Origin of the sequence: Sulfuricurvum sp., assembly GCF_049277495.1 — a bacterium.
In the GTDB taxonomy this organism is placed as follows: domain Bacteria; phylum Campylobacterota; class Campylobacteria; order Campylobacterales; family Sulfurimonadaceae; genus Sulfuricurvum.
This window is the reverse complement of record NZ_JBASYM010000035.1, coordinates 32,896-44,558: the sequence shown is the minus strand read 5'-3', so window position 1 is coordinate 44,558 and position 11,663 is coordinate 32,896. Positions and strand designations below refer to the sequence as shown.

Here is an 11,663-nt window from a genome sequence, read left to right as displayed (position 1 = left end):
GTTTGACCTACTTAGTTTTCAATGATCTCAAACTCAAACTTAACCCTTCTTTTCGAAGCGTCTCATCGTTTGTGGACGGGAATTATAGGGGATTTAGACTTAGATGTCAAGAGGTTTTCGAAAGAATTTCAATAAAAATAGAAAAAGTATTTCTATTAGAATCAAACCCTTTCTATATATAAGAAGATTTCGCCTTTTTTACTCCCGAGAAACATCCACCATTACCCCTAACTGACTCGAACCGCTTCCAAGTACGACGCCCTGCATCGGAGAGATATCTCCATAATCGCGTCCGTACCCTAACACTATATGCTGATCCAGAGGCACCATGTTATTGGTCGGATCAAAATCGAACCACCCGTATCCGGGTATAAATACTGACACCCATGCATGGGATGCATCGGAACCGAATAATTTTTTTGCCCCTTCCGGAGGTTTAGTCTCAATATATCCGCTCATGTAGCGGGCACAAAGTCCGATTCCCCGTAATGCGGTCAATGCAAAATGGGCGAAATCCTGACACACCCCTTTTTTTTCGGCAAATACCGTTTCCACCGGTGTGCTTAAATCACTAAAGCCGCTTACGAATGCAAAATCATGAAATATTCTTCCCATAAACTCCAATATCCCTTCATACAAGGAGCGTTCCGGTTTAATGGAAAGCAACGCGTAATTTAAGATATCCGCCGAAGCAATCGACAATAAAGGGCTTTTTAACCCGAACTGTTTTGCTTCAATAATCTCAGGAGTCAAAAACATCATCCGCTGTTGAGTCTGAGCATACGTCAGCCCCAAAACATTTTGACGGCTTTCCCGAACTCTTTCAACGGAGTCATAATCAATCTTTACCCGTGATTGCGCAACTACATGGAGAACGGTATGCGGTTCACGAACCAAAAGATGGTGCAGATGGTTTCCGAAAAAATCATCATAGGGTTCAATCTCTGCCGCAGCCGGTTCGATCGTCAGATCAAAATTAAGAACATTCTGCATCGGCGTATTGCGTGGCTGAAGGCGAATGAGGTTGTGACTGAACCCGACCTCTTGCTGATAGATAAAGCGGGTGCTGTGGTAAATGGTATAAATCATCGGCTACTCATCATAATGGGCAAAATAGGTTTTTGAAAGCTCGCTGGATGCTAAGATCAGCAACCCTGAGAGTTTGGAAAGGAGCGTATCGAGTTCATTTCGAATGTACTCATCCTCAGGAAAAGAGGAGAGTGCATCGATTTTACTCAACCGTATCATCGAAAAAGCTTCAAAAATCGGCTCTTCGTATCGGCTCAAATAGATCGCATTTTTAAATTTCGGCAAGTGCGGAAGCGTTTTCATCAATCCATCCAGCTCGCTGATCAAGGATTTTGGAAAATTGATGTCCAGCAGCAAGAACTCGATGACATTCCGGATCTCAAACGAAGAGCGGTAACGGGCACGATAGGCATTTAGGCTCTCACAGGTACTCAAAAGTGTTTCGAGTATTTCATACTCGCTGACGACATCGTGTACGGGGATAAGCAATGCTCTGGCTTTGGAAATCAGCAACTGAGAACGTTCTATTCGTGCCCCGATCTCATACAATACCAATCCTTGTTCGGCGAACAGGCTCTCTTGGATCAACTCTTTATACGCCATCAACTGCATCAGCAATTTGTCGAGGTTGTGTATCATCAGCCGCGGAACCGGCTTTTCGACGCAACAAAATTGGTTCCATTCGCGGCTCATCTGCTCAAATATGCGAGAGGCTTCCAGAGGCAATAAGTTTTTGGCGTAGGTATTCGTATTGGAAAGGACCGTAATAATTTGGACCAGACTCCCGACTCTTGACGTATTAAAACTGACCGATGCAATCTCATCAAACGGTACGGAGGCAATTTTTTTTTCTAAAAACCCCGGATAGGTCATCGTAACATGGGTAAGCGCTTTAGTCAGCATATCCTGAGTTTGGCGGTTCGAGTCATGATCATAACGTGAAGCATTCGTCATGTATTTCAACGTTGTACGGATCATTCTGGCCGTAATAATCGAGCGCATCAAATAACGGCCCAGCCAAAAAAGATTTTCTGCCCGCAGACTCGGAATATTTTCGAGAGAATTTTCAACACCCGATTTGGGTTTAAACGTATGAATCAGCGGAGCACTTTGGGATTCTCCGAGTACCCATAAATCTTTACTGCTTCCGCCCAACTGATTCGAAACCATCAAGGAATCATTACTCATCCCGACTCGAACCAATGCTCCCGGCATTAGTGTATAGGTATCATTCTGGGCAATCGTATACGCACGGATAACCGACTTTCTGGCTTCAATCGAATCTTTTACCATCGTAGGACAGGTAGCGAATTCAACCTCTTCTTGCCCTACATAGCGATGGGGCTGATCAAGAATATCCTGCTGAAGGGTTTTGAGCTCTTCTCTGGTCAGTTTCTTCCCGACATAGGTATGTTTTTCTCCGACACGGTCAATCGTTTTGATAATAAGGCGATCAAGATTTTCCAACACGAATTCTTGCTCTTTGGCTTGACCGCACCACCAGGTAGCAATCTGAGGGAGGATTAATTCCTCATTGAGGAAATAGCGTGCCAAACGGGACATAAACGGGTTAAGTCCCAAATTTTCCAGTACACCGCTGCCTAAAGGGTTAATCATCCCTACCCCGCCGGACCGAATGGACTGAACAAGTCCGGAAACACCGAGCTGCGAATCAGAGCGCAGTTCCAGCGGATCACAATAGGTCTCATCCACACGGCGTAAAATCGTATCGATACGACGAAGCCCTTTCAGACTTTTGAGCCAGACAGCCCCGTTTTTGGCCAATAGGTCCTGTCCCTGAACCAGTGTCAGCCCTAAAAAAGAACTCAGATAAGCATGTTCGAAATAGGTCTCATTATGCGGACCCGGAGAGAGCAGTACATTCAGCGGTTCCATGTTCCGGCCTGTGCCGTCACCTTGAAAAAGCGATTTAAAGGTTTCAAAAAAGTCATACAGCCGTTGAACCGAAATCCCTTCATACAGATCTTGCATCGCTCCGTTCATCGTCAAACGGTTTTCAATGGCATATCCCAGACCTGAAGGAGCTTGGGTACGGTCATTGATCACCCATATCTTTCCGTCCGGTCCCCGTGCCATATCGGCGGCATAAAGGATCAGCGGATTTTTGATCCCGTGCATTTCACGCATAAATCCGCCGTGAGCATAGATCACTTCCATCGGAATGATCCCGTCTTGAATCGCTTTTTGTTCGCCATAGATGTCTTGCAATAACAAATTAAAAAGTTTGCACCGCTGCTTGAGCCCTTTTTCGACAATATCCCACTGCGCTTCTTCGATAATCAAAGGGATAGGATCGAGTTTCCACGGGCGGTTCAACCCTCCCGGATCATTATAGACGTTGTATGTTACACCGTTATCTTCCAATCGCCAATCAATCTCTTTTTGCTTGGCGTGCAATTGTTCTAAGCCGATCCGCTCAAGATTTGCTTTTAGCTTGACCCAATGGGGACGAACATTTTTTTTATCATCAAACATCTCATCATACGATGAACTGAGACGGTATCGTTCAAACATCGAATTCAATCCGCAAACCTTACCATGTTAAATAACCGTTTATTGCGCATTCGGGCTCCATTTACGGCGGAGATCAAGGGTATGAGGATATTCCAATGAACCCGGAAGTTCCTGATAGCTGAATACTTTTTTCTTCGGATGGGTCACCACGGCACGCGATGCAGCCTCTTCACCTGAAGGTTTTTGTTCTCGGATCATCGGTTCATGAACCTCTTCGATCTCGCCTTGGGTGTGACCGAATCCCCAGAACCTGCTGATTCGGCGGGATTGCGCTTCCAGGGTATTGATCGGGAAAGTATCATACGATCGTCCTCCCGGATGGGCGACATAATAGGTAAAGCCCCCCATAGAGCGCCGATTCCAGGTATCCACGACATCAAACACAAGCGGCGTATCGACTCCGATCGTAGGATGGAGCGCAGACCATGGCTGCCATGCCCGATAGCGGACACCGGAGACATATTCCCCCTCTACCCCGGTAGAGACGAGAGGAACGCGGACTCCGTTACAGGTAAGGACATACCGTTCGTCGACAAAATCAGTTACTTTTATCTGTACTCTCTCCAGTGATGAATCGACGTAACGGGCTGTCCCTTGAGAACTCGATTCTTCTCCCAGTACATTCCACGGTTCGATTCCTCCGCGCAGTTCACAATGGATCCCCTCAACCGTACTCATGCCGAATAACGGAAAACGGAACTCGAAAAACGGGTTAAACCAATCATTTTCAAAGGCGTACCCTTCCGAACGCAAAAATTCGACAATACCCCGGATGTCTTCACGTACATAATGTTCGAGCAGAAATTTGTCATGCAGCTGTGTTCCCCAGCGTACCAGCTTGTGTTTATACGGTTTGCGCCAGAACAGTGCGACAAGCGTACGGACCAGCAGCATCTGCATCAATGACATCTGCGCGTGCGGAGGCATTTCAAACCCGCGAAGCTCCAATATCCCCAACCGTCCCGTTGACGAATCCGGAGAGTAGAGTTTATCAATACAAAACTCGCTCCGATGGGTATTTCCCGTCAAATCGGTCAGCATATGGCGGAACAGCCGGTCGGTAAGCCAAAACGGAACCTCTTCTCCCTCAGGAATTTGATTGAACGCGATCTCCAGTTCATAGAGGTTTTCAAGCCGCCCTTCATCGACACGCGGAGCCTGCGAAGTCGGTCCGATGAACTGACCCGAGAACAGATAGGAAAGACTCGGATGATGCTGCCAAAAGGTTATAAGTGAGCGCAAAAGCTCCGGATTGCGCAGCAGCGGACTGTCACTCGGAGTTATCCCGCCGATCGTGACGTGATTTCCCCCGCCCGTTCCCGTCTGTTTTCCATCCTGCATAAATTTAAGGGTCCCCAGTCGGGATTGATGCGCTTCTTCATAGAGGGTATCGATGACATCTGTCAACTCTTCCCAGCTCGATGTCGGATGGATATTGACCTCAATGACCCCGGGATCGGGAGTAACGCGCATTTTCTCGATGCGTAAATCGTGCGGAGGCTCATACCCCTCGATCATCACCGCCATATTCAATGCCTCAGCCGTCTCTTCGATCGACGCGATCAAGTCCAAAAAGGCTTCAGTATCCAAAATCGGCGGCAGAAAAATAAAGAGTTTCGACTCGCGTATTTCGACACTGATCGCCGTACGGACAAACACATCGTAATCGGTTGTTTTTTTGGTCGTCTTGTTAACCTTTGCCGCACGTGCTTTGACGGCACTGTGGTATTCCCCCAGCGATGGAAATGCCGAAAACAGATCGGGTTCAAAGCTCTGTTCGAGCTCCACATGCGGTTTGTGCGTTAACGAGTCCAGCGGTAGCCGCAATCCTACCGGAGAAGTCCCCGGTGCGAGAAACAGCTGAGCTCGGCGGAACTCCCATCGGCAGGTGATCCATCGGGTTGTTCCCCATCCTAGGGGGAGGACAAATCCCGCAGGTTTGTCAATCCCGCTGGAGAGGCTATCCGCCAAGGCCCGACGTTCAAGCGAATCTTTCAGACTTGTCTTCATCGGATCGACATCGACCGGCAAAAGAGATTCTTGGAGCAATGCAACCAGAGGATCATTATAGGCATCGTGGATATTTTTATCGCTGATCCCTAAATTCAGACACAGTTTTGATAAAAATTTACGGGCATCTTCGGGTTTATAGTCAAACGTCTGATCCAAACTTGCCAATAAATCCGGATTATTCCAGATCGGCTGACCGTCTTTGCGCCAGATGATCGTAGACATCCATCGCGGCAGCGGCTCTCCGGGATACCATTTGCCTTGCGCATGATGGAGCATCCCACCGTGGCCAAAAGTCTTGAGCAATCGCCGAGAGAGGACATTGGCCAATTCGCGTTTGTGCGGACCGTCGGCTTCGGTATTCCATTCGGGTGATTCCATATCGTCGATGGAGACAAACGTCGGTTCTCCCCCCATCGTCAGACGGACATCATTCTCGATCAGCTCTTTATCGACCTGATAGCCCAGTTCATCAATCGCTTTCCATTGTTCTTCACGGTACGGCTTCGTGACGCGCGGCGATTCAAATACTCTCGTTACCGTATTCGAATAAGTAAATTCCACCTCGCATTTATCCATCGCCCCCTCAACCGGTGCAGCACTTTCAGGATTAGGGGTACACGCTAAGGGGATATGCCCTTCTGCGGCGAAAAGTCCGCTCGTCGCATCCAACCCGATCCACCCGGCACCCGGGATATAAACTTCCGTCCATGCGTGCAGATCGGTAAAATCTTCCGCCGGACCGCTGGGACCGTCGAGTGATTGTACATCTGCCGCAAGTTGGACAAGATAGCCCGATACGAAACGTGCGGCAAGCCCGAGATGGCGCAGTACCTGAACAAAAAGCCATGCAAAATCGCGGCACGATCCCGTTTTGCCTTTGAGGGTAACCGCACACGTCTGTACTCCCGGTTCCATTCTGAGGGTATAGCCTAGATGCTGATGGATTTTCATATTCAGTTCGACTAAGAAATCATTGATCGGACGCGGGGTCAAATCGATGGTATCGATGAATGCATCAAGCCGCTTCCCTTTTTCACTGATCTTTAGATAGGGTGAGAGCTCTTTTTTTAATGTCTTGCTGTAGCTGAAAGGGAACTTTTCGGCACTCTCTTCCACAAAAAAGTCAAACGGATTGATACTCACCAATTCGGCTAAGACCTCTACATCAATGGCAAGTTCCGTCGTTTTATCCGGAAAAACTATACGTGCAAGATAGTTGCCGAACGGATCTTGCTGCCAATTGATAAAATGGTTTTCAGGCTTAATATTGAGAGAATAGGCCTCAATCGGTGTTCGGCTGTGAGGAGCCGGTCGAAGTCGTATCACATGGGGAGAAAGATTGATCGGTTTATCAAAAGCATAATGGGTTTTATGGGAGAGAACGACTTTGAGCGACATCGGAGTCCTTTGCGCAGCAGTTAAATTATCAGTAAGGATAACACAACTTAGTCCAAAATAGCGAACGAGTGATGCTTATAAAACGTTCAAATACTTTTAAAACACAGATTCACATTATTTGTATTATAATTTAGTTTCTTATGGAAGGGTGGATTTATGGAATACATCGAATTTTTAGGAACCGGCGGCACTCGGACACCGACACAGGGGACTACATGTGTACGGGTAAGCAATCATTGTGTCATCGATGCCGGAAACCTTATCAATACATTCGGTGACGAGGTTTTTACGATAGAACATATTTTTTTAACCCATTCGCATCTTGATCATATTATCGACATCCCTTTTCTCGCCGACCTCTTCGTCACCAAAAAAAAAGTTTCCCTGAAAATTTATGGATTGAAAGCCACACTCGATGATCTGCGACAATTTATCTTTAACCACCGGGTCTGGCCCAATTTTGAAGAGATCACGCTGATCGGCAATACGGAAAAAACCATCGAACTGATCGAGCTGGAACTCGAAACCCCCTATCAAGTCGATGATGTGATCCTCACTCCCTTTAAAACAAACCATACGGAAGGAAGTTGCGGCTATATCATCGAAAAGAACGATTCTGGCGTTTTGTTTACCGCAGATACCTACAAATGTGACCGGATATGGGAACTGCTGGATGAACGCCCCCATATTCATACCCTCATCACGGAAGTATCCTTTCCTTCCAGCTTTGAAAAACTGGCCTATGACAGTAAGCACCTTACCCCTGCCATCCTTGCTGAAGAATTGAAAAAATGCCGAAGAGACGATTTTGTCCTCTCGGTGATGCACCTCAAAGCTCTTTTTATAACACCTATTCTCGAGGAACTCGAGATGTTGCAATTACTTCGTAACGGCGGAAAAGCCCTTATGGATGGGGATCGGATAAATTACGCTTTAGCCTAATACGCTATAATGCGCCTAATTAATCAAGCAAGGTGTCATTATGAGTATTGAACAAGCATTACAAGAACGAAGCGGAAATATTTGCGAATTATGCGGAGCGACAGAAGGGTTAAGCGTTTATGAAGTCGCCCCGAGTGACGCTTCTGCGGATCAATCGGTCTATATCTGCGAAACCTGCAAAAGCCAAATCAACAATCCGCAAAACCTCGATACCGATCACTGGCGTTGTTTAAGCGACAGTATGTGGAGCCAAGTTCCGGCCGTACAAGTGATGGCGTTTCGTCTCCTCTCCGCATTGGGAGACCAAGATCAGCTTGACATGATGTACCTTGAAGATGATGTCAAAGCTTGGGCACAATCAGGCATGCTCAACACTGCCGCTAATGACGACGGCGGTGCAGTGATTCAACGCGACAGCAACGGAACGATCCTCGCCGAGGGTGACACGGTAACGCTTATCAAAGATTTGGAAGTCAAAGGGGCGGGCTTTACCGCTAAACGCGGAACCATCGTCAAAAATATCCGTCTCACCGACGATGCTCGATACATCGAGGGAAAAATCAACGGCACCACGATTGTCCTCGTTGCCGCATTTATGAAAAAAGCATAATCTCTCCCGAGGCTTTGCGCCTCGAAAACTTTTCATCACGCGTCCGTAGCTCAGCTGGATAGAGCATTGGTTTCCGGTACCAAGGGTCAGGGGTTCAAATCCCTTCGGGCGTACCATCTCCTTACTGTACTTAACAATTCACACACGCGACTTGCAAACAATAATTTGTACTGCTTTATCTAATTAATCCACGGCTGTCCAAATACATAGCCCGGTACTTTAACCCGCTTGAAACGTATCGACACAGGTTGCTCCTGATCTTCATGAATGACATTCAAAATAACTTCACTTCCCGCTTCTCCGCGCAAAAGCAAGATCGCTTCTTGTGCCGTAGAGAGCGTTTTGACCTCGACGCCGTTGATGGACACTATCTTATCCTTCGCTCTAAGGCCGGCAGTGAATGCCGGAGAGTTTGGGTTGACATCGCTGACGCCCAAGTTTCCGGTCCATCCCAATTCAACGGCTGAAAATCCGCCGGGCCAATACCAGTTGATGCCCGAAAGAATGGCCATGATTCCGCCGTTTGGAAGAGGCCCTCGCAAGAGGGTTTCGCTGTTCTTTTTCTCTACAGGCTTTACTTCTTCACAATAATCATCGCCAAACAAAGAACCGCCGTTTTTGGCCATATATTTCATACGTGTATGCCGTACTATGATCGTTTTTTCCGAGTCTCTTATTTCGCCGCTAACCTCGCCGCTCTCCTCAGGAATAGTACATACGTAGGCTTTTAAAGGTGAATGTTTCCACGTCCCGGTCAAGCTGGTTCCGCTTGCTTGCAGATCGTATTTGACCTGTTCCTTACCCTTGATCCACATCTTGCCGACAAGCGGAACACTCCCCTCGGCCTCATTGTCCGTGATTGCGTGCTGATCCGTTTCCAATACGATGTGATTGCCGTCTGATGTGAGTCGATAAGGGGTTCCGTCTGCTGCAACCCATGTCCCGAGACGTGCAGTCGTTTTAGCAACGCGTTCCTGCAAAAACTCGATTTTTATGATCTCGTCTTGGATTTTTTGAGCATCCTCTGCATTCGGTGAGAGCTTAAGATAGCGCTGATAGCTTGTGATGGCTGCGCCGTACTGTCCCAGCTTTGTCTGGAGTGACCCCAGATTGAACCATGCATTCGCCAAGGAGGGATCGAGCTCGGTTGCACGACGAAATTCGTCGGCCGCTTCTTGCAATTCGCCGGGTGTTTTGGCGATCTCGATCGCGGCAATACCCCTTACCATATGTTTTCTTGCACCCTGTGCACCTTCGTCCGCCGAAACAAGAATCGAAACGCTCAAACAACCCAGCAATGCCAAAGTCAAGAAATTTTTATTCATGGAGTACTCCCTTTTGATTTGTTCTGTGCCTCTTTTTCCTGCTGTTCAAGTTTGGAAAGTTCCTGAGCCGTCCGTTCTCGGTCGGCTTTGGCTTTGGCGAGCGCTTCTTTCGCCCGTTTCATCGCATCGCTCTCGCCTTTTGGGGTTTTTACGTCAGGTTTTTTCATCTCTTTTTGGGAAATTTCTTTCTCCAATGCCTTGATTGCAGCGTCCTGTTTCGCCAGCGAATCGCGTGTGCTAGAGACACGCTGATGCAGCGATTTTATGAAGTTGCTCAGCATCTGATCATCGACGACGGTGGTCCCGGCGACTTCGACCGGCATTCCCGGTTCGGGAATATTTGATAGAATCGGAGTGCAATTCGGCGCCCGCTGTTCCCAGCTTCGGTTTGCTTCGTTGTTGCCGATGCAGTTAAGCTGCGACAGCGCGGGAGGGATCGGTTTGAGTATGATCTGATTGGAGGCAGATGAGGCACTCACCCCTTTCATACCGCCGAGCAATTTTTCTTTTTCCGCACTGAACGCTCTTTGTTCCGCAGCTTTTTTCAAAGCGGCCTGCTTGTATTGAGCCTCCTCTGCAGCCTTTTGAACTGCCGTGTCCATTATATTGTCTTTTTTTTGGGCTTTTGCCGCACCCGTTTTGGGATAAAGCCCGGGCTTGAAATAACACGATCCCGCACAGTCGTTTTTGTAGTTCGAATTCATGCAGCGCGAAAAATAATACGAGTTGCATTCGGATTCGCTGGGCCAGCAATGCCCTGACTGTCCGGTATAACTTTGAAGCCATGATTTCCAGTCGATACAATATTCGGCATGAACCGGCAAAATACTCAGCATAACCGTCAATGCAATCCGCAATGGTTTAATGGACATTGCCATCCCCTTGCTTTTCAATCATTTGTACCGGTTGTATACCGCCATCTTTTAAGACTGTACACCCCTCTCCTGAATGTATATCGACACTGCTTCCGCTTTTAGGCAGTCGAACCGAAACCGTCCCCTCAAAAACTTCGATACGGCTCCCCCCCTCAAAATTCCGAATCGAAAAATCGGTCCCGCGAACGGCACAAATCGCAGCAGGCGTTCGGACCTCAAACTTTTTTCCCATATAATATTTCAGTTTCGCTTTGACGTGTGCAAGCCCCTCACTGAGCATTGCTTCAAAACGCTCTCCCGTATCGTCGCGGGTAACCGTAAAGCTGCTGTTTTCATGAAGATCCACCTCCGCGTCTCCGCGTGCCACAAACAGCTTGGCTGAGCTGTTGGCCCCCACATCGACCTTTTCACCGACACGAAGCGGCAATACGGAATCCGAAGCGACTTCCGACCCTTTGAATGTACGGCGGACCTCTCCGTTTACGGGAATCACCATCGCTTTTTCGCCCCCGAAATCCGAAACTGCCGTTTGTATGGAGGCAAGAAGCTTTTCTTGTTTAGACAATAATTCTCTCGCCCGCTTGAGCAGCGTATCGGCTTCTTTCAGCCCCTGTTCGCTGACCGACACCGCTTCGCGAGCGACGGCCATAGCATCAGAATCTTTGGAGGTTCGGATATCCTGCTCAATACTGCGTGAAACCCTAAGATCGCTTTCCGCCGCTTCAACCCTTTTTTCGGCGGCGGCTACCGAACCTAATGCGCTGTTGCGTTCGCTCAATGCCCATTTGATAGCCTCATCTCCGGGTTTGGCTGTGCATACGGCTTGAAGAGAGAGAATAAACACACATGCAATCCATAAACGTTTCATTGTTTTTTACCTTGTGAATAGTGATACATCTTATGTATAATAGCTTAAGTAGCAGAAAAAAAGGATAG

Annotated in this window: 8 protein-coding genes and 1 tRNA gene; 3 read left to right on the top strand and 6 right to left on the bottom strand. The window is 47.8% G+C overall.

Annotated features, from left to right (window positions below):
- Positions 1–198: 198 nt before the first annotated feature.
- The 3 genes from WAO38_RS07115 to WAO38_RS07105 are packed head-to-tail and all read right to left on the bottom strand — an operon-like array spanning position 199 to position 6,975.
- Positions 199–1,089 carry a transglutaminase family protein gene (locus tag WAO38_RS07115; RefSeq protein WP_422235698.1) on the bottom strand — a complete coding sequence of 297 codons (891 nt, stop codon included), beginning with the start codon at positions 1,087–1,089 and terminating at the stop codon, positions 199–201.
- Positions 1,090–1,092: 3 nt separating this feature from the next.
- Positions 1,093–3,564 (bottom strand): circularly permuted type 2 ATP-grasp protein, encoded by a 2,472-nt coding sequence (locus WAO38_RS07110; RefSeq protein ID WP_422235700.1) that lies wholly within the window; start codon positions 3,562–3,564, stop codon positions 1,093–1,095.
- A 39-nt stretch (positions 3,565–3,603) separates the two neighbouring features.
- Positions 3,604–6,975: a DUF2126 domain-containing protein gene (locus WAO38_RS07105; RefSeq protein ID WP_422235696.1), complete on the bottom strand. Its 3,372-nt coding sequence runs from the start codon at positions 6,973–6,975 to the stop codon at positions 3,604–3,606.
- Positions 6,976–7,131: 156 nt separating this feature from the next.
- Here WAO38_RS07105 and WAO38_RS07100 point away from each other — a divergent pair, with 156 nt between their 5' ends.
- The 3 genes from WAO38_RS07100 to WAO38_RS07090 all read left to right on the top strand — a co-directional run bounded on the left by WAO38_RS07100 (position 7,132) and on the right by WAO38_RS07090 (position 8,643).
- Positions 7,132–7,917: an MBL fold metallo-hydrolase gene (locus WAO38_RS07100; RefSeq protein WP_422235695.1), complete on the top strand. Its 786-nt coding sequence runs from the start codon at positions 7,132–7,134 to the stop codon at positions 7,915–7,917.
- 40 nt (positions 7,918–7,957) lie between these two features.
- Positions 7,958–8,527, top strand: a complete 570-nt coding sequence (locus WAO38_RS07095; RefSeq protein ID WP_422235693.1) for a PhnA domain-containing protein — start codon at positions 7,958–7,960, stop codon at positions 8,525–8,527.
- 39 nt (positions 8,528–8,566) lie between these two features.
- A tRNA-Arg gene (locus tag WAO38_RS07090) sits at positions 8,567–8,643 on the top strand.
- 63 nt (positions 8,644–8,706) lie between these two features.
- Here WAO38_RS07090 and WAO38_RS07085 read toward each other — a convergent pair.
- From WAO38_RS07085 to WAO38_RS07075, 3 genes are read right to left on the bottom strand one after another with little or no spacing between them, the layout of a single operon-like run.
- Complete coding sequence (locus tag WAO38_RS07085; protein ID WP_422235691.1) at positions 8,707–9,852, bottom strand: PDZ domain-containing protein; 1,146 nt, start codon at positions 9,850–9,852, stop codon at positions 8,707–8,709.
- On the bottom strand, positions 9,849–10,724 hold the full coding sequence (locus WAO38_RS07080; protein ID WP_422235690.1) for a hypothetical protein: 876 nt from the start codon (positions 10,722–10,724) through the stop codon (positions 9,849–9,851). The genes WAO38_RS07085 and WAO38_RS07080 overlap by 4 nt, the downstream gene beginning before the upstream one ends.
- The gene (locus tag WAO38_RS07075) at positions 10,714–11,595 is read right to left on the bottom strand and encodes a FecR domain-containing protein (RefSeq protein WP_422235688.1); all 882 of its coding nucleotides are present in this window, start codon (positions 11,593–11,595) and stop codon (positions 10,714–10,716) included. Before WAO38_RS07075 ends, WAO38_RS07080 begins: the two co-directional genes overlap by 11 nt.
- Positions 11,596–11,663 lie beyond the last annotated feature (68 nt).